Below are 24,229 nucleotides of genomic sequence, written 5' to 3'. Positions count from 1 at the left end.
CTCACTCCACCGGGATCACGTCCACGGCCACGCCAAGCCTCTGCTTGCGCGAGCCGACAATGATGCCGTCGACCGGCGAGACATCGGAGAAGTCGCGCCCGATTGCCAGAATGATGTGATCGTTCTCGATCATGATGTCGTTGGTCGGATCGAACCCGACCCAGCCGAGCTCGGCGCCGCACCACACCGACACCCAGGCATGGGTGGCGTCGGCGCCCTGCAGGCGCGGCTTCCCGGGCGGCGGAATGGTGCGCAAGTAGCCGCTGACATAGGCCGCCGGCAGGCCAAGCCCGCGCAGGCCCGCAATCATCACATGGGCAAAGTCCTGGCAGACGCCGTGCCGCTTTTCGAACACCTCCCTGAGCGGCGTCGAGATTACCGTGGCCTTCGGATCGTACCTGAAGTCGTTGCGGATCCGGTGCATCAGCTCGACGGCGCCTGAGAGGATGCCGCCGCCCGGCGGGAAGCTTGGCGCGGCATAGCCGGTGAGCGGCGCCAGCACCGGCACCAACGAACTCGCAAAGACATATCCGATTGGCGAGGCCGGGCCGAGACTGGTGGCCTCGAAAGCCACATCGCGGATATCTTCCCATGACGGGCTCGGCGCTTTGCGCGCCGGCGCTTTGCGCGAAACCGAAACCCGCGAGCGGGAATCGATCCGCAAGTTGCGATGCGCGGCCTCGATCAGCACGCTCTCGGTATGGGTTCCGAAAAAATCGTGCCGCACCGCGCGTTTGGCCGGCCGCGGCCGGATCTCGACCGCGTGCGAGATCAGTTGCTGTCCGTCGCTGCTGCGCGGCTCCAGCCGCAGCGAGCACCGCGCAAAACTCACCGGGCTTTCGTAAGCGTATGTGGTGACATGACGGATGTCGTAGATCACGCGAGGCCCGTCAGCTTCTCCGGCCGGCTCGCATTGGGCCCGTGCGGAAAGTAATGCAGGCCGATGGCGTCGGCGAGATTGAGCAGATCCTGCTCCAGCGCGAACAGCGTTTTGACGTCAAGCGCTGCGGCCTCGGCCGTCGTCAGCGTCGCCTGCAAGGCTACCGCCAGCCGCTGCGGCCGCTCGATCAGGCCATGCTCCTTCAGGCTCGGGAGTGCGGCGATGTGATCATTCAGCGTCGCCACCTGAAACGCGACCGAGCGCGGGTTATACGGATCGAGCACCGCGAGATCGCGCACCGGCGCCAGCGCCGGGCCGACCAGGTAACGCGAACGATAGGTGATCTGGCAATCCACCAGCGTCAGCAGCACATCGAGGTCTTCCTCGCCGGCTTCGTCATAGGCGAACTGCCGCGCGAACCGCGCGGTGTTGATGGCGCGCTCGGCGCGGCGGCCCATGTCGAGGAAGCGCCAGCCGGCGGCGCGATTCATGTTTTCCTGCGCCAAACCCGCAAGGCTTGCCAGTTCCTGCAACGTCAGTTCGGCGGCGCTGACGATGCTGTCGTCGTCGTCGACCTGCAATGCGAGGCGGTCGACCATCTCGGTGATGATCTGCCAGGCGTCGGGCGAAAGCCGCTCGCGCAGGGAGGTCGCGGTCCGTTGCACCGACCGCACCAGCGAAAACGCCGAGCCAAATTTCTCCTCGCTTTGCAGCGCTTCGGCGATGACCCTCGCGGGGTTGGTCCGCGTCGCCTGCGAGGTCGCGCCCCAGGTCACCAGAAGCCGCTGGATGCGCTCGACCGAGGGCAACGCGGTCGACGATCCCTTGGCGGGGTCGCGCATCGGCGCGCCGAGCGCGCGGATCAGCCGCAGCGTCGCCTCGGCGCGCTCGAGATAGCGGCCGAGCCAGAACAGATTGTCCGCGGCGCGGCTGGGCACGACGCCCGCGATCCGCCTGATACGCACGCTGTCGGCACCCGGCAACAGCGTCGAAGCCGATACCGCCTTGTCGGACACCACCCAGACGTCCGCCGAGCGGGCCCCGTCACCCATCGACACCGCGCGCGCATCCGCCTGTTCGGCGATCCGGCAGAAACCGCCGGGCAGAATGGTCCAGCCCTGGGGCGTTGCCGCGGCGAACACCCGCAATACGAACGGGCGCGGTGTGATCCGGCCCTGCTCCCAGACCGGCGTCGTCGACAGCCGCACCAGTTCCTGGCCGACATAATCGATGCCGCGATCGGTGATCGCCTGCCGGAGCCGGTCACGCTCGGCAGGCGGCAACTCGCCGGCGAGTACCGGCCCATGGCTGGAAAAGCCGGGAACGGCCCGGCCGTAGGCGCCCTCGATCGCAAAATCCTCCAGCCGCGACAGCACTTCCTCGCGCGCGGCTTTCTGCCCGCACCACCATGTCGCGATGTGCGGCATGATCGGATTCTCGCCAAGCAGCCGCCGGCACAAGCTCGGCAGGAACCCGAGCAGCGCCCTCGCCTCCAATACGCCGGAGCCCGGCATGTTGGCGACGACGACGCCGTTCTTGCGCAGCACGTCGATCAGGCCGGGCACGCCGAGATGCGACGACGCATCGAGTTCGAGCGGATCGAGAAAATTCGAATCGACCCGGCGCAGCAGCACGTCGAGCCGCTTCAGGCCGGCGACGGTGCGGATGTAGATGCGGTCGCCGCTGACGGCAAGATCGTCGCCCTCGACCAGGAGAAAGCCGAGATAGCGCGCCAGCGTCGCATGTTCGAAATAGGTTTCGCTGAAGGCGCCCGGCGTCAGCAATCCGATCCGCGGCTCGTCGCGATCGGCGCTGGCGCGAAGTGAATCGCGGAACGCCTCGAAGAACGGCGCCACGCGCTCGACATTCATCGACTTGTAAAGGTTGGAAAAGGCGCGCGACAGCACCAGGCGATTTTCCAGCGCGTAGCCGGCGCCGGACGGCGCCTGCGTGCGGTCGTTCAACACCCACCAGCGCCCATCGGGGCCGCGGCCGACATCGGCCGCATAGAGCTGAAGATGGCGGCCACCGGGCGGTTTGACGCCGCAAACCGCGCGCAGATATTCGTTGCTGCCGGCAATCGCGGCTGCGGGCACCGCGCCATCGGTGACCAACCGGCCCTCGCCATAGAGATCGCGCAGCACCATTTCGAACAATTGGGCCCGTTGGGCGATGCCCGCGGTCAGTTGCTGCCAATCGGCCTCGTCGATGATGAGCGGCAGATGGCTGAGCGGCCACAGCCGGTCGGCGGTCTCGCCGGGCGCGCGATAGGTGACGCCGGCCTCGCGCAGATGCCGGTCCGCGGAAGCAAAGCGGCGCTCGATATCGGCTGGCGACAATGCGGCGAAGGCATCGAAGAATCGGGTCCACGCCGCGCGGGGCGCGCCGTCCGGTCCGATATATTCGTCGGGGATGCCGGGCAGCCGCGCATAGTCGCGCGTCCATTGCGCGATCCGGCGCTGGCCCGGACGGGCCTTGCTTTCCTGATTGCTGCCTTGACTGCTGCCTTGGCCTGCCATTCCGATTCCCCGAGAGCGCCGCTCCCGATTAGATCAGGAGCGGCGTCCTCAAGTCGAGCGTCAAAGGGAATTCATTTGTGCGTTCCTCGGGCGCTGGCTCGATCCTGCCCGGAGTGTGGCCGTGATCCTGAAACCGGGCCAGCCGCCGGGCTTCCGCCTCATAGGAATTGACCGGCTTGGTATCGTAGCTGCGCCCGCCGGGATGGGCGACGTGGTAGACGCAGCCGCCGAGCGAGCGGCCGTTCCAGGTATCAATTAAGTCAAATGTCAGCGGTGCATGAACCGGAATGGTCGGATGCAGGCCCGAGGCCGGCTGCCAGGCCTTGAAACGGACGGCGGCAACGGCCTCGCCGGAACGTTCCGTCGGCGTCATCGGCATCCGCCGGCCGTTGCAGGTCACGACATGGCGGCCTTCGACGAAGCCGGTCGCCTTGACCTGCAGCCGCTCCACGGAAGAATCGACATAGCGCACGGTGCCGCCGGCCGAGCCCTCTTCGCCGAGCACATGCCATGGCTCCAGCGCCTGCCGCAATTCGAGCGCGACGCCGCCATGATGGACGCGGCCGAACGCCGGAAAACGAAACTCGAGCTGGGCGGAGTACCATTCCGGCGAGAACTGGTAGCCGGATTGCCGGAGCTCATCGAGCACGCCGAGAAAATCTTCCCAGAGGAAATGCGGCAGCATGAAGCGATCGTGCAGCGCCGTGCCCCAGCGCACGAACTTGCCTTGTTGGGGTTCGCGCCAGAGCTTTGCGATCAGCGCGCGGATCAATAATTGCTGCGCCAGCGACATCCTGGGATCGGGAGGCATTTCGAGCGCGCGGAATTCGACCAGCCCGAGGCGGCCGGTCGGCCCATCCGGCGAATAGAGCTTGTCGATGCAGATTTCGGCGCGGTGGGTATTGCCGGTAATATCGACGAGGATGTGCCGGAACAGCCGGTCGACCAGCCACAGCGGGGCCTCGATATCGGCCGGCGGCACATGCGCCAGCGCGACTTCCAGTTCGTAGAGTCCGTCGTGCCGGGCCTCGTCGATGCGCGGGGCCTGGCTGGTCGGGCCGATGAACATGCCGGAGAACAGATAGGACAGCGACGGATGGCGCTGCCAGTACAGAACGAGGCTCTTCAGCAAATCAGGGCGGCGCAGGAACGGCGAATCCTGCGGCGTCGAGCCGCCGACCACGACATGATTGCCGCCGCCGGTGCCGGTGTGGCGGCCATCGACCAGAAAACGGTTGGCGCCGAGCCGGACTTTTGCGGCGTCATCATACAGGCCGAAAGTGATATCGACCGCCTCGCGCCAGCTCTGCGCCGGCTGAACGTTGATCTCGATGACGCCGGGATCGGGCGTCACCTTGATCACCTCGACGCGCGGGTCATAGGGTGGCCCGTAGCCCTCGACATGAACCGGGATTTGCAGTTCCTCGGCAGTCGCTTCCACCGCCGTAATCAGTTCGAAATAGTCTTCAACCTTTTCGACCGGCGGCATGAAGACGCACAACACGCCATCGCGGACTTCGACTGATGTTGCCGTGCGCACCGGCTTGGGCTTCGATTTCGGCTTCGGCGCCAATTTTGAAGGCACGCCTTCTGCCGCAACGTCCTTGTCCTCGACGGCCAATTCGAGCCGCGGCTCCATCGGATCCTGCTCGACGACATAAGGGTATTCTTCCGGCGGGACATGCGGCAACGATGCCATCGGCAACCGCAGACCGAGTGGAGAGTCGCCGGGTATCAGGAACAGATGACCGCGGCGCAGCTGCCAGCACTCGCTCATCCAGCCAGAACCGTCAGCGCCCGCGTGCTGAACCGGGAGCACGAATCCCTTGGGCTTGTTGAGCCCCTCATCGAACACCCGCGCCATGCGCGAGCGCTCTTCCGCGTCGGCCAGCTTGGAGTCGCTGGGATCGACATTCACCGGCAAGGCCGCTTCCTTTTGCAGCCAATGCACGGGGTCCTCATACGCCGGCATCACGTAATCAAGTTCGAGGCCGAGCCGCCTGGCGATGCCTTCCATCAGTTTTTGAGCATCCGCGATACCGGCCTTGCGCGGGCTGTCGATCTTCGCGATCAGCTCGGCGTTCTTCCAGATCGGCACGCCGTCCTTGCGCCAATAGAGGCCGAAGGCCCAGCGCGGCAGACTTTCGCCCGGATACCATTTGCCCTGCCCGTAATGCAGCAGCCCGCCCGGCGCAAAGCGGGCCTGCAGCTTGCGGATCAGTTCGTCCGCCAGCGCCTGCTTGGTCGGGCCGATGGCGGCGATGTTCCATTCCGGTGATTCCAGATCGTCGACCGAGACGAAGGTCGGCTCGCCGCCCATTGTCAGCCGCACGTCACCAGCCCTCAGATCGGCATCGACCTGCTCGCCGAGCGCATCGAGACGCGCCCAGGATTCGTCGGAGAACGGCCGCGTGATCCGCGGCGCCTCGCGGATGCGCCGGACGCTCATCTCGAAGCCGAAATCGACATTGGCAAAGCCGGCGCTACCCGAGATCGGCGCTGCCGATCGGTAGTGCGGCGTGGCGGCGACGGGAATGTGCCCCTCGCCCGTCAGCATGCCGGAGGTGACGTCGAACCCGATCCAGCCCGCGCCCGGCAGATAGACTTCGGCCCAGGCGTGCAGGTCGGTAAAATCGCTTTCGACCTCGCGCGGGCCTTCGACCGGATCGATGTCGGGCCGCAACTGCATGAGATAGCCGGAGACAAAGCGCGCCGCGAGGCCGAGGTGGCGGAAGATATGGATCAACAGCCACGCCGAGTCGCGGCACGACCCGGAGCCGGAAGCCAGCGTCTCTTCCGGCGTCTGAATGCCCGGCTCCATCCGGATGACATAGCTGATCTTTTTCTGCAGTTGCGCGTTGAGTTCGACCAGGAAATTGACGGTGCTGTCGGCCTCGCGCGGAAGCTCCTTCACGTATGCCGCGAACAGCGGCCCGTGCTCTGACGTCGCGAGATACGGCGCAAGCTCGGTCTTCAGATCGTTGGTGTATTGAAACGGAAAAGAGGTGGCGTAACCCTCGACAAAGAAGTCGAAGGGATTGACGACCGCCATCTGCGCGGTGAAGTCGACTTCGATCTTCAGCTCGGACGCCTTCTCCGGAAACACGAATCGCGCCAGCCAGTTGCCTTGCGGATCCTGCTGCCAGTTCACGAAATGATTTGTCGGCGTGACCTTGAGCGAATAGCTCAGGATCGGCGTGCGCGTATGCGGCGCCGGGCGCAGGCGAACGGTTTGCGGGCCGAGATCGATCGGTCGGTCGTATTTGTAGTGCGTGACGTGGTGTAGTGCGACGAAGATCGACACGGACCGGAGACTCCAGCGGCTTTTTTAAGCAGAACACTGGTTCCGGGTAGGATCAAGCACTAACAACGGGCAGCCAGTGCCTACAGGAAGTGCGGAAGTCGTCCCTGCGAACGCAGGAACCCATACCGCGTGATCTATCGGGAAGGCAGTTTGGTCGATACTTTCCGCAATAACGAAGGCCGATGGTTATGGACCCCTGCGAACGTGTTTGGTCCCGGGAGATTGGCTGGATGGAATCGGTGTAGAACGAGGCATCGCCTTTGTCAGGGAGTCCCTCGTGTCATGGAACTGAGCCTGCACGCCAACGCTGCGACGACGCCGAAGACGCGCGCCTACATCCAGCGCAGCAAGAGGTCGGTCGCTGAATTGGCAGCCGAGCTCGGGGTCAGCGAGACCACGATCCGTCGTTGGCGCGGCCGCAGCACCGTGGCGGACCGGCCGCATACGCCAAAGACCCTGCAGACCGGTCTGTCGGCGATCGAAGAGCGGCTGGTCTGCGAACTGCGGACATCGCTGCAATTACCGCTCGACGACATCGTCGAGGTGATGCGGCGATGCGTCAACGCCGAGCTGTCGCGCAGCGCCATCCACCGTTGCCTGCAGCGCCACGGCATCAGCGCACGCCCTAAACCTGACAAGCCAAAAGTTGGCGTCTTCCAGACCACCGGTATTGGCTTCATCCATATCGACCTCAAGCATCTGCCGGCGCTGCAGCGCCACAAGAGCTATGCCTTTGTCGCGATCGATCGTGCCACCCGCTACGTCTATGTCGAGGTCCATTCCAGGCGGGATGGCAAGACGGCAGCCGCCTTCCTCGCGCGCTTCCTGGCCCACTTCCCGCACGAGGTCCATACCATCCTGACCGACAACGGCGCCGAGTTCACCGACCGCTTCGCCGTCGACATGAAGAACAAGCCGCCCGGCCGGCCCTCCGGCAACCATCCCTTTGATCGCCTCTGTCAGCAGCGCGGCATCGAACATCGCCTGACCAAGCCTTATCATCCGCAGACCAACGGCCTGGTCGAACGCTTCAACCGGCGCATTGCCGAAGCCATCGGTCGCGAGGACAAACGCGGCAGTGCTCGCCGCACCTTCACCTGCCACGCCGATCGCGACGCTTTCCTCAGCAAGTTCGTCCACGACTATAATCGAACCCGCCTAAAATGCCTCGGCTACCAGGCGCCGATCCAGGCCCTTGCCAATCTCCCGGGACCGAACACGTTCGCAGGGGCGACGCGAGAGTAGTGCAAGAACTCACATCGTCGCGCCAAGCACCCACGGCGCGAACTCCGCACCACCGAAGTCAAAGCTCTCGCTCTTGGTCGGCTGGCCGGATGCCGTTTTCAGCATCAGTTCAAAAATGCGCTGGCCGCATTGTTGCACACTTTCCTCGCCGTCGAGGATGGTGCCGCAATTGACGTCCATGTCGTCTTCCATCCGCTGGTACATCGGCGTGTTGGTGGCGAGCTTGATCGAGGGCGCGGGCTTGCAGCCGAACACGCTGCCGCGGCCCGTGGTGAAGCAGACCATGTTGGCGCCACCCGCCACCTGCCCGGTCGCGGCGACCGGGTCGTAGCCGGGCGTGTCCATGAAGACAAAACCCTTCTTGGTGATGGGCTCGGCGTAGTTGAGCACGTCGACCAGGTTCGTGCTGCCGGCCTTGGCCATCGCGCCCAATGATTTCTCAAGGATCGTGGTGAGGCCGCCGGCCTTGTTGCCGGGGCTCGGGTTGGCGTTCATCTCGGCGCCTTCGCGTCTGGTGTACTCTTCCCACCAGCGCATCAGGCCGACGAGCTTTTCGCCGACCTCGCGGCTGACCGCGCGGCGGGTCAGGAGATGCTCGGCGCCGTAGGTTTCCGGCGTCTCGGACAGGATCACCGTGCCGCCGTGGGCAACCAGGAGATCGCTCGCCGCCCCCAGTGCCGGATTGGCCGACACGCCGGAGTAGCCATCGGAGCCGCCGCATTGCAGCGCCACCGTTAATTCGCTGGCCGGCACGGGTTCGCGCTTTACTTTATTGGCGTCGGTCAGCGCCTCCTTCACGAAAGCGATGCCGGCCTCCACCGTCTTGCGAGTGCCGCCGACTTCCTGGATGTCCATCGCACGCAGCCGGCCGGCCAGTTTCTGTTCCTGCATCAGGCCGCCGATCTGGTTGACCTCGCAGCCCAGCCCCAGCACCACGACGGCAGAAAAGTTCACATGCCGCGCGTAGCCGCCGAGCGTCCGGCGGAGCAGCGCCAGCGGTTCGTCCTGCGTCATGCCGCAACCGGTCTTGTGGGTCAGCGCCACCACGCCGTCGACATTCGGGAAATCGGCCAGCGGGTTATCGCCGGTAAATGGATTCTTCTTGAACATGTCGGCGACGATGCCGGCGACATGGGCGCTGCAGTTCACCGAGGTGAGAATGCCGATATAATTGCGCGTCGCCACCCGCCCGTCTGCGCGGCGAATGCCGTCGAAGGTCGCGGGCAGATCGAAGTTCGGCACCGGCTTGACGTCGACGCCATAGGCATAGTCCTTGGCGAAATCGCCCATGCCGCAGTTTTGAGTATGCACATGCTGGCCCGGTGCAATCGGCGCGGTGGCAAAGCCGATGATCTGGCCGTAGCGGCGTACCGGCTCGCCCACGGCGATCGGCTTGATCGCCACCTTGTGGCCCGCCGGAATCCGCTCGACCGTGGTGACGCCATCGGCCACCACCATGCCGGGCGGCAGGCTCGAGCGCGCGATCAGGACGCCGTCGTCAGGATGCAGGCGAATGACGGGTGCCGGGGTCATTTGGGTACCTCCTCAGGGTTGGCGAGTAGCGAGTGGCGAATTGAACGATCCGCGCCTCGCCACTCCCTATTTCGTGCCTTCGCCGCTTACGCCTTCCCGGCCGAATCCTTGCGGGTCTGGTTCACCTGCATCTTGGCATAGGTCGACATCAGCCCGACTTCGTTCGACAGCGTCACGAGCTTGAAGCCCATGTTGATGGCGCGTACTGCGCCCTCGGCGCCGGAGCAGTGGATGCCGGGATTGAGGCCACGCGTGCCGCATTCCTTGATGATCTTCTCGTAGATCTTCAGGATCTCCGGCTCGTCGCGGTCGAGCTTCGGCACCAGGCCATAGGAGAAGCCGAGATCGGACGGGCCGATATAGACGCCATCGATGCCCTCGACGTCGAGGATCGCTTCCATGTTCTCGACCGCGGTCCTGGTCTCCATCATCGGCAGCAGCACGATCTCGTCGTTGGCCGTCTGCTGGTAGGAGCCGGCCGAACCGTACATGCCGGAGCGGATCGGGCCGTTCGAGCGCGTGCCCTTCGGCGGGTACTTGGCGTACTGGACCAGGTTCCTGGCTTCCTGCGGGGTGTTGATCATCGGGCAGATCACGCCGTAGGCGCCGCCATCGAGCACCTTGCCGATGATGCCGGGCTCGTTCCAGGGCACGCGGACCATCGGGGTCACGGGATGGGCGTGCATCGACTGGAAGCATTGCACCATCGAGAGGTAATCCTGCACGCCGTGCTGCATGTCGACGGTGACACTGTCGAAGCCGCATTGCGCGATCACTTCAGCCGAGAAGCCGGACGGAATCGCGAGCCACGCGTTCACCACGGCTTTGCCCGAGGCCCATACTTTCTTGACGTTGTTGGTTGCCATTGATCGCTTTCCCTTTGTGATCGTTACGATAGTTGGAGTTCGCGGAGTTGATTAGCTGGCGGCGCGCTGGATGCTGGCCTCGCTGACGCCGACCTCGCGGGCCGTGTTGACGATCGCAGCCCAGGTATCGTCCGGCAGCGGTACGCCGTTCCTGGTGCGCTCGGCGCGCATCTTGCGTTCGGGGTCGCCCGGGACCAGCACGGTATCGACGCCTGCGATCGGCTTGGTCTCCCGGATGAAGTCGGTATAGCGCGAGATTTCGTCGTCGAAGTAATTGCTGGTGTCGATCACCTTGGGATCGACATAGAAGGCGAGCATGCCATTGGCGAACTGGCGGCCGCCCGAGGTGGCGCCCGTACCGGTCAGCGCGCCGCCGAGCAGTTCGCAGATGAAGGCGAGACCCGAGCCCTTGTGTTCGCCGAACGCGCGGATCGCGCCCGTCCCCTTGGTATGGTCGCGCGGCCCGTCCGGCGTGTAGGGCCCATAGAGCACGGACGGCTCCTCGCTCAGCGTGCCGTCGGCGTCAACCAGTGCGCCAGTCGGCAGTTTCTTGCCGCCGCGGCTCGCCACCAGCACCTTGCCTTCGGCGACGATCGAGGTCGCAAAATCAAGCACGATCGGGTCCTGCCCCCGGCGCGGAATGCCGACGCAATAGGGCGCAGTCGATAGCCGCTTCTGCACGCCGCCGTACGGCGCCACCAGCAGCGAGCCCGCGGCGTTGACGAAATGAACCGACACCAGCCCTTCGGCAGCGGCCATTTCGGCCCAGTCGCCGACGCGGCCGATATGCCCGGCATTGCGCAGCGCAACCGCTGACAGCCCCGCCTTCTTGCACTTTTCGATGCCGGTCCGCACCGCGAACGGCGTCACGGTCTGGCCATAGCCGAACTTGCCGTCGACCACGGCGAGCGACGGGGTATCGACGACAATCTCGGGGGTCTGGTTGGGAACGACGTTGCCTGTCTTCTTCCAGCGAATGTAGACCGGAACCCGGATCACGCCGTGGCTGTCATGTCCGGTGAGATTGGCCGTCGTGAGGTAGGTCGCGATGCGCCTGGCTTCCTCGGGCGAGGATTCCGAATGGGAAAAAACCTCTGCAACGAAATCGATCAGATTGTTGACTTTTATTGTGACCATATCCGGATTTCAGCTCTGTCCTTGCATCGGGGAAGCCTGCATGTCGGCGGCTAAACCCGAGAACTCCCGCACCGGTTTTCATGACCGGCTTGGCCGGCACTTTGATCGAAAAACCGCGCGGATGTCTACTCGCCTCGATCGCATTAGCCAAATGATCGCAATCATTTGGCCGCCCGCTATGCACCGGGCCACTAGCATCATGCAAATTTGCGCTTACTGGTCGGGCCCGGCGTCGCCCTCGCCGGCCACTTCCATCGCAGCGAGGCTGCGCTCCAATTCGCCAAGCATGTCCTGCAGTTCAGCGAGTTTGCGCGCACCATAGCGATTGGTGATCTCGGCGTAGATTGCTTCCGACGTCGGCGCGACGGCCTCGATCAGCTTCAATCCCTTGGACGAGATCGACACCTCACCGCGGCGCAGGTCGGCCTTGGCGGTCCGCCGCTCGATCAGATCGCGCGCCTCGAGGTCGCGCAGGATTCGCGACAGGCTCGGCCCCAGCAAAAAGGCAACGCGCGCCAGTTCGGTCACCTCGATGGTGTCGACCGCCGTCAGCGCGCGCAGGATGCGCCATTGCTGTTCTGTCAAACCGTGGTTGCGCAAGGAGGGACGGAATTGCCGCATGACCGCTTCACGGGCGCGCAACAACGACATCGGCAGCGAACGAGAGAATTCACGCATCGGCGCGCGGCGAGGCTCCGACGTTCCGTCCGGGTCCGAACGCGATCCATTCGGCGATTTCTTGCCTGCCATCTCTAGTCGTCCGCCATCAGAAATCGTTGATCGAGAGAAGGATAAAGTTTTGCGCTGCAACAAGCATCAAATCAGTTTGCCGGATATAACTTAACATGTTAAACATATTTCAGCACCCTCTTTTTGCCAAACGCCAGGCCGGACGCAGATGGCCCTTTCCAGCGACGAAATCCGAAATGCCGCCGAACGGCTCGATCGCGCCGAAAAGACCCGGAAACAGATCCGGCAGCTTTCGCTCGAATATCCCGGCATAACGATCGAAGACGCCTACGCTATTCAGAAAGCCTGGGTCGAGATGAAAGTAGCAGGGGGCCGCGTCGTGAAGGGTCACAAGATCGGCCTGACCTCGAAGGCTATGCAGAGCGCGCTTAACATCGACGAGCCCGATTCCGGCATCCTGCTCGACGACATGTTCTTCACCGATGGCGGGCTCGTGCCGTCGGACCGTTTCATCGCCACCCGCATCGAGGCCGAACTCGCCTTCGTGATGAAGTCGCGGCTTTCGGGACCGGACTGCACGATGTTCGATGTGCTCAACGCCACCGATTTCGTGGTGCCGGCGCTGGAGATTCTGGATACGCGGGTTGAACGTGTCGATCCGCAGACCAAGTCAACCCGGAAGATTTTTGACACCATCGCTGACAACGCCGCGAATGCCGGCATCGTACTCGGCGGCCGTCCGATCCGGCCGATGGATGCCGACCTGCGCTGGATCGGCGCGCTGTGCTTCCGCAACGGTCAGCTCGAGGAAACCGGGCTTGCGGCCGGCGTGCTCAACCATCCCGCGACATCGGTGGCCTGGCTTGCCAACAAGATCGCGCCGAACGGGCTGGCGCTGGAAGCCGGACAGGTGGTGCTGGCGGGATCATTCATCCGCCCGATCGAGACCCGCAAGGGCGACACGATCCAGGCGGACTATGGACCTTACGGTTCCGTGAGCTGCTACTTCGCCTGATGCGTTAGGGAAGACGGGAGTCATCGCAACATGCCGCACTTCACGATTGAATATTCAGCCAATCTCGATCGCCACGTCGACATGGGCGCGGTCGTGGAACTGGTCCGCAAGGCCGCGGTCGAGACCGGCATCTTCCCGCTCGGAGGTATTCGCGTCCGCGCCGTCAGGTGCGAGCACTATGCGATCGCCGACGGCCGCCAGGATTACAGCTTTCTCGACATGGTGCTGCGGCTCGGCGAAGGCCGCGAGCTCGCCACCCGCAAGAAGGCCGGCGAACATATATTCAAGGCCTTGTCGGCCTACCTTGAGCCGGTGTTCGTGAACCAAAAATTCGCGCTGTCGTTCGACATGCAGATCAACGACAAGGAAACAAGCTGGAAACGCAACAACATCCACGAAGCTCTGAAAGTGGAGGCTCTCCATGGATAAGGCGACACCGAAGGACCTGTTTCAGGCCAACCGCGACCGCGCAGCGCCCCTGCTCGCCAAATTAAAGAGTGAGGGCATCGGCCACATGATTGACGGCAAGACCGTGCCGTCGGTCTCCGGCCAGACGTTCGAGACGAAGTCTCCGGTGGACGGCGCGGTGCTGGCGTCGGTGGCGCGCGGCCATGCCGAAGACATCGACCGTGCCGCGACCGCAGCCGCGGCTGCCTTCAAATCCTGGCGCGAGATGTCTGCGGCGGCACGGAAGAAATTGCTGCATCGGGTGGCTGATGCGATCGAGGACCACGCCGACGACATCGCGGTGCTGGAATGCATCGACACCGGCCAGGCGCATCGCTTCATGGCCAAGGCCGCGATCCGTGCGGCGGAAAATTTTCGCTTCTTCGCCGACAAATGCGCCGAGGCCCGCGACGGCCTCAACACGCCGAGCGAGGAGCATTGGAACATCTCGACCCGGGTGCCGATCGGCCCGGTCGGCGTCATCACGCCGTGGAACACGCCGTTCATGCTGTCGACCTGGAAGATCGCGCCCGCCCTGGCCGCGGGCTGCACGGTGGTGCACAAGCCAGCGGAATGGTCGCCGGTAACGGCGGACCTGCTGGCGAAGCTGGCGAAACAGGCCGGCCTCCCCGACGGCGTGCTCAACACCGTCCACGGCATGGGCGAGGAAGCCGGCAAGGCGCTGACCGAGCATCCCGCCATCAAGGCGATCGGCTTCGTCGGCGAAAGTTCGACCGGCTCCGCGATCATGGCGCAGGGCGCCCCTACCCTGAAGCGCGTCCATTTCGAGCTCGGCGGCAAGAACCCCGTGATCGTGTTCGACGATGCCGACCTCGACCGGGCGCTCGATGCGGTCGTGTTCATGATCTACTCCCTTAATGGCGAGCGCTGCACCTCGTCGAGCCGGCTGCTGGTCCAGGAGGGCATCGCCGGAAAATTCATCGAGAAGCTGACCGCGCGGGTGAAGGCGCTGAAGGTCGGTCATCCGCTCGACCCCGCCACCGAAATCGGGCCGCTGATCCATGAGCGGCATCTGGCGAAGGTCTGCAGCTATCTCGATGTCGCCAAAAAGGACGGCGCCACCATCGCGGTCGGCGGCAAGCCGCATGACGGGCCCGGCGGCGGGCATTACGTGCAGCCGACGCTGGTCACTGGCGCGCATTCGAAAATGCGGGTGGCGCAGGAGGAAGTGTTCGGCCCGTTCCTGACCGTGATCCAGTTCAAGGACGAGAAGGACGCGATCGAGATCGCCAACGGCGTGCAGTACGGCCTGACCGGCTATGTCTGGACCCGCGACATGGGCCGTGCCCTGCGGGTCGCGGACGCGCTGGAGGCCGGCATGATCTGGCTCAATTCCGAAAACGTCCGCCATCTGCCGACGCCGTTCGGCGGCATGAAATCATCAGGCATCGGCCGCGACGGCGGCGACTACTCGTTCGACTTCTACATGGAGACCAAGCACGTCTCGCTGGCGCGAGGCACGCACAAGATTCAGAAGCTGGGAGTGTAACCACCACCGTCGTTCCGGGATGGTCCGAAGGACCAGACCCGGAACCTCGAGATTCCGGGTTCGGTCCTGCGGACCGCCCCGGAATGACAGAGAATCCGAGGAAACGCCATGCCCGTGCCGACGCATATCTTCGATCCGCCGTTCAACATAATCCGCTGCAGCCATGCCGTGCTCGACGTCGTTGACCTCAACAAGAGCCGCGCCTTCTATGAGAACACCGTCGGCCTCCATGTCGAGGACAGCGACGCCATGGCGGTGTATCTGCGGGGCAGCGAGGAGCATCAGCATCACTCACTGGTCTTAAGGAAAGCGCCTGTCGCCGCCTGCAGCCGGCTCGGCTTCAAGGTCGGCAATGACAGCGATCTCGACAAGGCGGCCAGCTTCTTTTCCGAGAACGGCATTACTTACGGCTTCGTCGAGCAGCCGTTCCAGGGCCGCACGCTGCAATTCACCGATCCCGCCGGCTTCCAGCTCGAACTTTACGCGTCGATGGACAAGCGTCCGCATCTGCTGCGGCGCTACGACCTCTACAAGGGCTGCCATCCGCAGCGGCTCGACCATTTCAACGTCTTCGCGCCTGAAGTGCAAAACACCGTCGATTTCTACGCCCGGCTCGGCTTCCGGCTGACCGAATATGGCGAGGAAGACGGGCCGAACGGGCGCATCGCGGCGGCCTGGATGCACCGCAAGGGCAACGTGCACGATTTCGCCATCACCAACGGCCGTGGCCCTCGCCTGCACCACATGGCCTATTGGACGCCGACCGCAATGAACATCCTGCATCTCTGCGACGTCATGGCATCCAGCGGCTACCTGAAGAACATCGAGCGCGGCCCCGGCCGTCACGGCATATCGAACGCGTTCTTCCTCTATGTCCGGGATCCCGACGGCCATCGCCTCGAGCTCTACACCAGCGATTACTTCACCGGCGACCACGACCACGAGCCGCTGCGCTGGTCGCTGAAGGACCCGCGCCGGCAGACACTGTGGGGCGCACCCGCGCCGCGCTCCTGGTTCGAGGAGGGCACGCCCTTTGCCGGACAGGCGGTGCGCGAACCCGCCTTCGTCGCCGACGTCACGATTGCGGATTGACGGAACAGAAAATGGCCTCTCCCCGCCTCGCGACTTTCACTGTCAACGGCTCGCAGAAATACGGCGCCGTGACCGATTCCGGCATCGTCGATCTCTCCGCGCATTTCGGAACGGAATTTCCGACGCTGCGCGAAGCCATTGCTGATGGCGCACTGATGAAACTCGCCGAAGATGCCGCGAAGCGCGCGCCGGACCATGCGCTCGATGCGATCACCTGGCAGCCGCCGATCCCCTCGCCGGAAAAGATCATCTGCATCGGCGTCAACTACCCGGACCGCAACGCCGAATACAAGGACGGCCAGGACGCGCCGAAATATCCGAGCATGTTCATGCGGACGCCGCGCTCCTTCGTTGGCCACAATGCCCCGCTGGTCCGCCCGCGCGCCTCCGCGCAGCTCGATTACGAGGGTGAGCTGGTGCTGGTCATCGGCAAGGCCGGGCGGCACATCAAGGAGAGCGACGCGCTGGACCACATCGCCGCCGTCACACTCTGCAACGAGGGCACCATCCGCGATTGGGTGCGGCACGCCAAGTTCAACGTCACGCAGGGTAAGAATTTCGATTCCACCGGCAGCCTTGGGCCGTGGATCGTGCCCTACACCAACGAAAGCCAGATCGCCGACATCCGTCTCACCACGCGGGTCAATGGCGAGACCCGGCAGGACGACCGCACGGGGCGACTGATCTTCGGCTTCCGCTATTTGATCAACTACCTCTCGACCTTTACAACGCTGGTGCCCGGCGACGTCATCGTGACGGGAACGCCAACCGGCGCCGGTGCGCGCTTCGACCCGCCGCGCTACCTCAAGCCCGGCGACATCATCGAGGTCGAAACCCAAGGTGTCGGCGTGCTGAAAAACGGCGTCGTCGACGAAGCCTGATCAATCCTGAGAAGCGAGTGGATAGTGCAATGACCTCAACCTCCGGCGGCGAAGCGATCGTCAATGGCCTCGTCGCGCATGGCGTCGATACCGTATTCGGCCTGCCCGGCGCGCAGATCTACGGGCTGTTCGACGCCTTCCATCAGGCGCAATTGAAGGTGATCGGCGCGCGGCATGAGCAGGCCTGCGGCTACATGGCCTTTGGCTATGCGCGCTCGAGCGGCCGGCCCGGCGTGTTCAGCGTGGTGCCCGGCCCCGGCGTGCTCAATGCCGGTGCGGCGCTGCTCACCGCGTTCGGCTCGAACGAGCCGGTGCTGTGCCTCACCGGCCAGGTGCCGACGGCATTTCTCGGCAAGGGCCGCGGCCATCTGCACGAGATGCCGGATCAGCTCGCAACGCTGCGCACGTTTGTAAAATGGGCCGACCGCATCGAATATCCCGATGTCGCGCCCGCGATGGTTTCGCGTGCGTTTCAGGAGATGATGTCGGGGCGCCGTGGTCCGGTTTCGCTGGAAATGCCGTGGGACGTGTTTACGCAGCGCGCCGAAGTCGGACCCGCCAAAGTGTTCGATACCCTGCCCGCACCGCAGCCCGACCCTGATCGCATCAAGGCCGCGGCGGCATTGATCAAGGACAGCAAGCGGCCGATGATCTTTGTCGGCAGCGGCGCGATCCATGCGCGCGAGGAAATTCTCGAACTGGCTGAAATGATCGACGCGCCCGTGGTGGCGTTCCGCAGCGGCCGCGGCATCGTCTCCAATGCGCACGAGCTCGGGCTGACCATGGCGGCGGCCTACAGGCTGTGGCCGACCACCGATCTGATGATCGGGATCGGCACCCGGCTGGAATTGCCGACGATGTCGCGCTGGCCCTATCGCCCCGACGGCCTGAAATCGGTTCGCATCGATATCGATCCCGTGGAGATGCGGCGCTACGTGCCCGACGCGGCCGTGATCGCGGATGCCAAGGCCGGCACCGCCGATCTGGCGGCGGCGGTGAAAAAGGCCGGCTACAGCAAGAGCAGCGTCCGGCGCGCGGAGATCCGCGAGGCCACGGCGGCGGCGCGGCAGGAAATTCAAAAAGTTCAGCCGCAGATGGCGTATCTGAACATCCTGCGCGAGGTGCTGCCGGCAAATGCGATCGTCACCGACGAGCTGTCACAGGTCGGCTTCGCCTCCTGGTACGGCTTTCCGATCTACGAGCCGCGCACCTTCATTACCTCGGGCTATCAGGGCACGCTCGGCTCGGGCTTCCCCACTGCGCTCGGCGCCAAGGTCGCCAACCCGGACCGGCCGGTGGTCGCGATCACGGGCGACGGCGGCTTCATGTTCGGCGTGCAGGAATTATCGACCGCCGCGCAGTTCAAGATCGGCGTGGTGACGCTGGTCTTCAACAACAACGCCTATGGCAATGTGCGCCGCGACCAGCGCCAGCACTTTGACGGACGCGTGGTGGCGTCAGACCTGGTCAATCCGGATTTCGTCAAGCTTGCGGAATCCTTCGGCGTTGGCGCGGCGCGCGTCACCTCGCCGGATCATTTCCGCCCCGCACTGGAAAAGGCGCTGGCCGATGGCGGGCCTTACGTCATCTCGGTGGAGGTGCCGACGGATTCGGAAGTGAGCCCGTGGGCGTTCATTCATCCAGCGAAGAATATCTAAACCTGCCTCGCCATGCTTCGCTGCATCCGCGAGGCCGCAATCACCAGCAGGCCCGCGCCGGCCACCGACCAGCACGCCACCGGCGCCCATTGCAGCAGCGGTGCATATTCCGGCAGTTTTTGTAAGCCGCCGGCAACCGCCGCCATGCGTGCAAAGGTCGCGAGCGCCAGCGCGGAAAACACCAGTCCGACGACCTTGCCCTCGGCGCCGGTCTCCCCGATCGCCAGCGCGGCCGAGACCGCGGCCATCAGCATGCAGCCCCACGCAGCACCAGCGGTGAACTGCGCGGCGATCAGCACATTGAGATTGCCGGCCATTTCCGCGCCCAGCACCGCCAGCGCGCCCAGGAGACCGGCGGCGCCCATCACGATCAGCCCGCCGCGGTGCTTGACCACGACGCTCGCCGGAAACATCGCGATGTTGAAGCCGATCCAGAACACCGGCATCAGCCATGGCAGCTCATCCGGCTTGGCGAAGCGCAGGAAGAACGGCGTGCTGTTGATGGAGAAATGCAGTTGGTAGCCGAGCGACAGGATGACCATCGAGGCGATGAAGAACATCGGCACCTGGCCGAGCGATTTTGCGGGCGCAGCCGGTTGTTTCGCGACCGGTGGTGCCTGCGCCAGATCGCGTTCGACCTTCGACAAGGCAAGCGTCGTGATCAGCAGCACCACGCCCGAGATCACGAAGGGGAGCCGCGGATCGTGATTGCGCAGGACCACACCGAGATAGGGCGACACCGCGCCCGCCAGTCCGTAGCCGAGCATTGCCAGCGCCGACAGAAACGGGATCGCCGGCCGTGCGGCGTATTTGCCTAGTAGCGTCAGCGGCGGTGCGCGCAGGGCCGATGACGTCACGACCCAGATCAGGATCAGTCCGATGAACCAGACCTGCGCCCCCGGCCCGGTGCCCGCCACGAACGGCAGCGCGACAAAGGCCGCACAGGAGATCGCGGTCAGGACGCCGACGAACACGCCGAGCTTGCCGACGAACGGCGCGATCCTGTCGGCGGCAATCCCCATAGCCGTGTCGGTGATGGTGAAGATCGCCTGATCCAGCATCAGGATCAGAATCACATATGACGGCGCGATGCCGACCTCGGCGCACAGCTTTGGCAGATAGATGACGTAAGTGGTCCAGCCCAGCGTGAACACCAACTGCAGCACGGCAAGATAGACGCCGGTGCGGTTGGCGCTGGTATTGGTCTCGAACGTTGCCTCGGATGTGGTCATGTCGGCCCCCCGGCCTATCAAGCATAGACCACAGGAACCACGGATGGAACGCCCTCTTCCCTTCTCGCCTTGTAGGAGAAGGTGGCAGATCACCGCGCCTTGCGAAAGGTCAGGTTGATGCGCTGGCGGCCCATCAGCGCGTGCTCACCGTCAGCGAGCGGCGCCACGCCGTGAAAGAATAGCCGCGACGGGCCGCCCCAGACCACGACGTCGCCATGCTCCAGCCGGTAGCGCCGCGGCTTGTCGGCGCGCTTCAGCCCGCCAAACAGGAAGATCGCCGGCAGGCCCAGCGATACCGAGACGATCGGCGCGGCGAAGTCCAGTTCGTCCTTGTCCTGATGCAGCGACAGCTTCGCGCCGGGCACATAGCGATTGATGAGGCAGGCCTCCGGCTCGAAGCCGTTGAACCCGGCGTCCGACGCAGCGTCGGCCGCTAGTCTGCGCAGCACAGTCGGCATCGCCGGCCATGGCTGGCTGGACTCGGGGTCGATGGCGTCATAGCGATAACCGGTGCTGTCCGACACCCAGCCGACGCTGCCGCAATTGGTCATCGCGACCGACATGCGATGGCCGCCCGGCGCGATCAGATGCCGGAACGGCGCCTGTTTGACGATCGCGCGCAGCGCCGGAAGCAGCTCGGCTTCGAACGGTCGCGCAAAACCGCGCAGCAGCACGGCGCCCTCCGCCATCACTTCGCGTGACGGACGCGCATCCGCAACAGCCTCGAACAAATCTGCAGTCAACTCAGTCCGCACTCATTTGGCATCGTGAAAGATCACGCCGACGGTGTGGCGGTGGCCGGAGCGGATCCGGCTGACGCCATGGCGCAGATTAACGCGGTAGAACCCGCGCGTCCCCTGCACTGGCCGGTGATGCACAGCAAAGGCAACCGCGTCGCCCTGCCTGAGCGGAACCACCTCGGGCCGCGACTGCATCCGCGGCCGCTGCTCGGTCAGCACGAACTCGCCGCCTTCGAAATCGCGTCCCGGTTCCGACAGCAGGATCGCGACCTGCAGCGGAAACACGTGCTCGCCGTAGAGGTCCTGGTGCAGGCAATTGTAATCGTCGACACCATATTGCAGCAGCAGCGGCGTCGGCCGGGTCTGCCCGGCGTCGTGGCAGCGTTTCAGGAACGCCTCGTGGCGATCAGGATAGCGGATGTCGATCCCCATCGTCTCATTCCAGCGATTGGCGACGGGGTGGAGCCGCGCATAGAGCGTGGGCCGCAATTCCGCAATCAGGTCGGGCAGCGGATAGGCGAAATACTTGTATTCGCCACGGCCGAAGCCATGGCGTCCCATCACGATCTTGCTGCGGAAGTTTGCGTCATCCGGATAGAGTGCGGCCAGGGCGCCGCATTCTTCCGGCGTCAGCAATCCCTTCAGTACCGCGCAGCCCTGTGCGTCGAGATCGGCGGTCGCCTGCACCCAGTCGATGGCATCGACGCGAGCGGCGATGGTTGGCGGATGGTCGATATTTCTTGCGGTTGCTCTCATGGCGGTAAATCTCGCACTCAGGCCACGGCGAAACCACCCGATTTCCGACGAGTTCCATCCCCGTCGCTGGAGCGCAGCGTCAGCCCAACACCGGCATCTCGATCACATCATAGCCGTGACTGATCTTCCGCTTCAGCACGGGATCCTCCAGTTCGAACTCGAAGCGATCGGCCGGACGGATGCCGCCCTTGGCAGCAAACGTGCCGCCGAACATGGCGCAGCCGTCGGGCAGGCCCTTAGCCCCGAAGCCACGGTCGATGAGATCTTTTACTGGCAGCATCGCATCGAGTGTACCTTCCTGGTACAGCACCCGCGCGCCGTCGATGATGGCCCAGGAGCGGAGGATCAGCCGGTCCCAGTGCGCGATGACATCCTCCAGTTCCCACAGCACGGACGCCACCGGCTTATCGCACATCTGTTTTGAGACCGTGACGCTGTAGGCTTCCACCTTGCGGTCGGTATGGTCGGAGCCGCAGCCGACGAAGATGCGGCCCTGCCAGCCGATCAGCACGAACTCGACCTCGCCGCTGGAATCGCCACCTGAGACTTCGATGCGGTCGGCCTGCGTGATCCGCCGCGCCGAGCAGCGGTAGTAGATCGGCGTCGTGGCGGGCCGCGCGATGCCGATCGCTTCGAGTTCGGCGATGTGCTTGTCGCGCGCCACCGGATCGCGGCCGGTCCAGCCGGCGATGACGGCCTGATCGATCGCAAGCGTCAGCGGCGTCAACATACCCTTGTCGTCGACGTTGAAGGTCAGGTCAAACACGGATGATATTCTCCATTCCGGCGGCCAATTCGAAGATGCGGCGATCCGATCCGCCTGCGGCGGCGAGCATCAGCCCGACCGGAACCTCGCCTTCGCGATGCGCCGGCAGCGAGATCGCGCAGCCGTCGAGCATGTTGATCAGCGTGCAATTGCGCAACGAGCGCAAATTCTGCGTGGCGAAGGCCTGGTCGTCGGCGAGGTCGGCGATCCTGGGCGGCGTATTCGCTGTCGTCGGCAGCACCAGCGCGTCATAGGGCGCGATGCGCTGTTCCGTTCGCGCAATGAACGAACGGCGCGCCTTGAGGATGTCGATATAGTCCGCCGCGCTGATGCCTTCGCCGCGCAGGATGCGGACGCGGACGCGAGGGTCGTAGACCTCGCCTTTGCTGGTGAGCAGATAGCGGTGCCAGGCGTAGCTCTCAGCGGCGGCAAACCCTCCCTTGCTGTTCATGACACCGACATCGTGAAATTCCGGCACCTCGATCCGCTCGATCGACGCGCCCTGCCGCGACAACGTCGTCAGCGCACGCTCGAATGTCTTCGCGACCTCGTCGTCGAGATCGTCCAGCGCGATCGTGGTCGGCACCGCAAGCCGCATGCCCTTGATCGGGCGCGGCTGCAATGGTTGCACGGCTTCATCGGCGAGCACGGCATCAAGCACCGCGCAGCAATCGACACTGCGCGCGAGCGGGCCGAAACTATCGAGCGAGAACGACAGCGGCACGCCACCGTCAAGCGGCACGCGGGCCTGCGTCGGCTTGTAGCCAACGATGCCGTTATAAGCCGCCGGTATCCGGCACGAGCCGCCGGTATCGGTGCCGAGCGCGCCGTGGGCCATGCGATCGGCGATCGAGACCGCGGCGCCTGAGGACGAGCCGCCGGGCACGTGGCCGACGCTGCGATTCCACACGCTCTTCGGCGTGCCGTAATGCGGATTGATGCCGATGCCGGAATAGGCGAATTCGGTCATGTTGGTGCGGCCGATCACGATGAAGCCAGCCCGGCGCAGCCGCGCCACCACAGGTGCATCGGCTTCCGCCGGCGCAGAATCCTCCAGCGCCCGGGATCCTGCACGGGTCACTTGCCCCTTGATGTCGTAGAGATCCTTGATCGACACGGGAATGCCGGCATAGGGCGACGGCGCGGCGCGCGCTTTACGCAGATGATCCATCGCGTCGGCGGCGCCAATGGCCGCATCTTTGTCGACATGGATAAAGGCTCGTGCGCCCTCGCCGGCGGGATCCGCAATCCTTGCAAGACATTCCTCGACCAGTTTGCGCGCGGTGATACGCCCAGTGTCGAGATCGGCGGCCAGGCTGGCGAGTGTCGGATGGTTCGGCATGGTGTTCTTGATTACTTCCTGTACGATTTACCGTGGCGCGGACTATCTCCGATGACGGGCTGGCATACAAGCGCTCTCACGCGCTGGGAATGCGGCCATGCGACAGCACCGCTGCTGGGGCCGTTGACGGAGATCGGTCAATGTCGCATCAAGACCGCAACAAGCGGGTCGACGCCCGTATTCCAAGGAGATTAGCCGATATGGCGGAGCCTGCGCGCGCAAAACCAAAACCCACCCCTGAAACGCAACATTTCTGGGATGGAACGCAGGCCGGCGAATTGCGCCTGCAGCGCTGCGACGCCTGCGCCAATGTCTATTTCCCGCCGCGTCCGTTCTGCCCCTCCTGCGCCTCGCGCAAGGTCAGCGTATTCAAGGCGAGCGGCAAGGGCACGCTCTACAGCTACGTCATCAACCACCGTCCGGCAGCGCCCGGCTTCACCCCGCCTTACGCGATCGCCGTCGTCGAGCTCGACGAAGGCCCGCGCATGATGAGCAACATCATCGATTGCCCGCAGACGCCGGAGGCGCTCGAGCTAGACATGAAGCTCGAAGTCGCGTTCGAGAAGCTCGACGACAAGATCACCCTTCCTTTGTTCCGTCCGGCGAAGGGCTAAGC

20 protein-coding genes are annotated in these 24,229 nt (G+C 64.4%); 8 read left to right on the top strand and 12 right to left on the bottom strand.

Features of this window, described 5'->3' with window-relative positions; all coding sequences use genetic code 11:
* Position 1 precedes the first annotated feature (1 nt).
* From V1294_RS15545 to V1294_RS15535, 3 genes are read right to left on the bottom strand one after another with little or no spacing between them, the layout of a single operon-like run.
* Complete coding sequence (locus V1294_RS15545; RefSeq protein ID WP_334498366.1) at positions 2–880, bottom strand: transglutaminase family protein; 879 nt, start codon at positions 878–880, stop codon at positions 2–4.
* Complete coding sequence (locus V1294_RS15540; protein WP_334498364.1) at positions 877–3,399, bottom strand: circularly permuted type 2 ATP-grasp protein; 2,523 nt, start codon at positions 3,397–3,399, stop codon at positions 877–879. The genes V1294_RS15545 and V1294_RS15540 overlap by 4 nt, the downstream gene beginning before the upstream one ends.
* 28 nt (positions 3,400–3,427) lie before the next feature.
* A complete protein-coding gene (locus V1294_RS15535) occupies positions 3,428–6,703 on the bottom strand; it encodes a transglutaminase family protein (RefSeq protein ID WP_334498361.1) in 3,276 nt (1,091 codons plus the stop codon).
* Between the two features lie 282 nt (positions 6,704–6,985).
* On the opposite strand from V1294_RS15535, the gene V1294_RS15530 reads away from it, so the two are divergent.
* A complete protein-coding gene (locus V1294_RS15530; RefSeq protein WP_334498358.1) occupies positions 6,986–7,948 on the top strand; it encodes an IS481 family transposase in 963 nt (320 codons plus the stop codon).
* 9 nt (positions 7,949–7,957) lie between these two features.
* Here the strand turns inward: V1294_RS15530 and V1294_RS15525 are convergent, their stop codons facing one another.
* From V1294_RS15525 to hpaR, 4 genes are all read right to left on the bottom strand, one after another.
* Entirely contained in the window at positions 7,958–9,481 is a 1,524-nt protein-coding gene (locus V1294_RS15525; RefSeq protein ID WP_334482359.1) for a UxaA family hydrolase, read from the bottom strand.
* Positions 9,482–9,567: 86 nt separating this feature from the next.
* Positions 9,568–10,347 carry an HpcH/HpaI aldolase family protein gene (locus tag V1294_RS15520; protein ID WP_334482361.1) on the bottom strand — a complete coding sequence of 260 codons (780 nt, stop codon included), beginning with the start codon at positions 10,345–10,347 and terminating at the stop codon, positions 9,568–9,570.
* A 51-nt stretch (positions 10,348–10,398) separates the two neighbouring features.
* The gene (locus V1294_RS15515; protein ID WP_334498356.1) at positions 10,399–11,484 is read right to left on the bottom strand and encodes a malate/lactate/ureidoglycolate dehydrogenase; all 1,086 of its coding nucleotides are present in this window, start codon (positions 11,482–11,484) and stop codon (positions 10,399–10,401) included.
* 213 nt (positions 11,485–11,697) lie between these two features.
* A complete protein-coding gene (hpaR, locus tag V1294_RS15510) occupies positions 11,698–12,162 on the bottom strand; it encodes a homoprotocatechuate degradation operon regulator HpaR (RefSeq protein ID WP_334498354.1) in 465 nt (154 codons plus the stop codon).
* Between the two features lie 220 nt (positions 12,163–12,382).
* On the opposite strand from hpaR, the gene hpaH reads away from it, so the two are divergent.
* From hpaH to V1294_RS15480, 6 genes are all read left to right on the top strand, one after another.
* Positions 12,383–13,189 (top strand): 2-oxo-hept-4-ene-1,7-dioate hydratase, encoded by an 807-nt coding sequence (gene hpaH, locus V1294_RS15505; protein ID WP_334498351.1) that lies wholly within the window; start codon positions 12,383–12,385, stop codon positions 13,187–13,189.
* Between the two features lie 30 nt (positions 13,190–13,219).
* Complete coding sequence (locus V1294_RS15500; RefSeq protein WP_334498348.1) at positions 13,220–13,618, top strand: 5-carboxymethyl-2-hydroxymuconate Delta-isomerase; 399 nt, start codon at positions 13,220–13,222, stop codon at positions 13,616–13,618.
* Entirely contained in the window at positions 13,611–15,146 is a 1,536-nt protein-coding gene (gene hpaE / locus V1294_RS15495; protein WP_334498345.1) for a 5-carboxymethyl-2-hydroxymuconate semialdehyde dehydrogenase, read from the top strand. Before V1294_RS15500 ends, hpaE begins: the two co-directional genes overlap by 8 nt.
* 108 nt (positions 15,147–15,254) lie before the next feature.
* Positions 15,255–16,238: a 3,4-dihydroxyphenylacetate 2,3-dioxygenase gene (gene hpaD / locus V1294_RS15490; RefSeq protein ID WP_334498343.1), complete on the top strand. Its 984-nt coding sequence runs from the start codon at positions 15,255–15,257 to the stop codon at positions 16,236–16,238.
* 11 nt (positions 16,239–16,249) lie between these two features.
* Complete coding sequence (locus V1294_RS15485) at positions 16,250–17,119, top strand: fumarylacetoacetate hydrolase family protein (protein WP_334498341.1); 870 nt, start codon at positions 16,250–16,252, stop codon at positions 17,117–17,119.
* A gap of 29 nt (positions 17,120–17,148) precedes the next feature.
* The gene (locus V1294_RS15480; RefSeq protein WP_334498339.1) at positions 17,149–18,777 is read left to right on the top strand and encodes a thiamine pyrophosphate-dependent enzyme; all 1,629 of its coding nucleotides are present in this window, start codon (positions 17,149–17,151) and stop codon (positions 18,775–18,777) included.
* Here V1294_RS15480 and V1294_RS15475 read toward each other — a convergent pair.
* From V1294_RS15475 to V1294_RS15455, 5 genes are all read right to left on the bottom strand, one after another.
* Complete coding sequence (locus tag V1294_RS15475; RefSeq protein WP_334498337.1) at positions 18,774–20,009, bottom strand: MFS transporter; 1,236 nt, start codon at positions 20,007–20,009, stop codon at positions 18,774–18,776. The two genes, V1294_RS15480 and V1294_RS15475, sit on opposite strands and share 4 nt — an antisense overlap.
* A gap of 89 nt (positions 20,010–20,098) precedes the next feature.
* Entirely contained in the window at positions 20,099–20,752 is a 654-nt protein-coding gene (gene alkB / locus V1294_RS15470) for a DNA oxidative demethylase AlkB (protein ID WP_334498334.1), read from the bottom strand.
* A 12-nt stretch (positions 20,753–20,764) separates the two neighbouring features.
* The gene (locus V1294_RS15465; RefSeq protein WP_334498331.1) at positions 20,765–21,505 is read right to left on the bottom strand and encodes a 2OG-Fe(II) oxygenase; all 741 of its coding nucleotides are present in this window, start codon (positions 21,503–21,505) and stop codon (positions 20,765–20,767) included.
* A 79-nt stretch (positions 21,506–21,584) separates the two neighbouring features.
* Positions 21,585–22,271, bottom strand: coding sequence for a DUF2848 domain-containing protein (locus tag V1294_RS15460; protein ID WP_334498329.1), 687 nt, complete (start codon positions 22,269–22,271; stop codon positions 21,585–21,587).
* On the bottom strand, positions 22,264–23,613 hold the full coding sequence (locus V1294_RS15455; protein WP_334498326.1) for an amidase: 1,350 nt from the start codon (positions 23,611–23,613) through the stop codon (positions 22,264–22,266). The genes V1294_RS15460 and V1294_RS15455 overlap by 8 nt, the downstream gene beginning before the upstream one ends.
* A 200-nt stretch (positions 23,614–23,813) precedes the next feature.
* Between V1294_RS15455 and V1294_RS15450 the strand changes: the two genes are divergently transcribed.
* Positions 23,814–24,227, top strand: coding sequence for a Zn-ribbon domain-containing OB-fold protein (locus V1294_RS15450; protein WP_108519790.1), 414 nt, complete (start codon positions 23,814–23,816; stop codon positions 24,225–24,227).
* Positions 24,228–24,229 lie beyond the last annotated feature (2 nt).

It is taken from the genome of Bradyrhizobium sp. AZCC 1678 (assembly GCF_036924765.1).
Classification (GTDB): Bacteria; Pseudomonadota; Alphaproteobacteria; order Rhizobiales; family Xanthobacteraceae; genus Bradyrhizobium; species Bradyrhizobium algeriense.
This window is presented reverse-complemented; position numbering and strand designations above follow the sequence as displayed.

Bases quoted from the DNA above. Each gene is read 5' to 3' on its own strand.
- V1294_RS15540 (WP_334498364.1), bottom strand. From the start codon at position 3,399: ATGGCAGGCCAAGGCAGCAGTCAAGGCAGCAATCAGGAAAGCAAGGCC.
- V1294_RS15530 (WP_334498358.1), top strand. From the start codon at position 6,986: ATGGAACTGAGCCTGCACGCCAACGCTGCGACGACGCCGAAGACGCGC.
- V1294_RS15525 (WP_334482359.1), bottom strand. From the start codon at position 9,481: ATGACCCCGGCACCCGTCATTCGCCTGCATCCTGACGACGGCGTCCTG.
- V1294_RS15520 (WP_334482361.1), bottom strand. From the start codon at position 10,347: ATGGCAACCAACAACGTCAAGAAAGTATGGGCCTCGGGCAAAGCCGTG.
- V1294_RS15515 (WP_334498356.1), bottom strand. From the start codon at position 11,484: ATGGTCACAATAAAAGTCAACAATCTGATCGATTTCGTTGCAGAGGTT.
- hpaR (WP_334498354.1), bottom strand. From the start codon at position 12,162: ATGCGTGAATTCTCTCGTTCGCTGCCGATGTCGTTGTTGCGCGCCCGT.
- hpaH (WP_334498351.1), top strand. From the start codon at position 12,383: ATGGCCCTTTCCAGCGACGAAATCCGAAATGCCGCCGAACGGCTCGAT.
- V1294_RS15500 (WP_334498348.1), top strand. From the start codon at position 13,220: ATGCCGCACTTCACGATTGAATATTCAGCCAATCTCGATCGCCACGTC.
- hpaE (WP_334498345.1), top strand. From the start codon at position 13,611: ATGGATAAGGCGACACCGAAGGACCTGTTTCAGGCCAACCGCGACCGC.
- hpaD (WP_334498343.1), top strand. From the start codon at position 15,255: ATGCCCGTGCCGACGCATATCTTCGATCCGCCGTTCAACATAATCCGC.
- V1294_RS15485 (WP_334498341.1), top strand. From the start codon at position 16,250: ATGGCCTCTCCCCGCCTCGCGACTTTCACTGTCAACGGCTCGCAGAAA.
- V1294_RS15480 (WP_334498339.1), top strand. From the start codon at position 17,149: ATGACCTCAACCTCCGGCGGCGAAGCGATCGTCAATGGCCTCGTCGCG.
- V1294_RS15475 (WP_334498337.1), bottom strand. From the start codon at position 20,009: ATGACCACATCCGAGGCAACGTTCGAGACCAATACCAGCGCCAACCGC.
- V1294_RS15465 (WP_334498331.1), bottom strand. From the start codon at position 21,505: ATGAGAGCAACCGCAAGAAATATCGACCATCCGCCAACCATCGCCGCT.
- V1294_RS15455 (WP_334498326.1), bottom strand. From the start codon at position 23,613: ATGCCGAACCATCCGACACTCGCCAGCCTGGCCGCCGATCTCGACACT.
- V1294_RS15450 (WP_108519790.1), top strand. From the start codon at position 23,814: ATGGCGGAGCCTGCGCGCGCAAAACCAAAACCCACCCCTGAAACGCAA.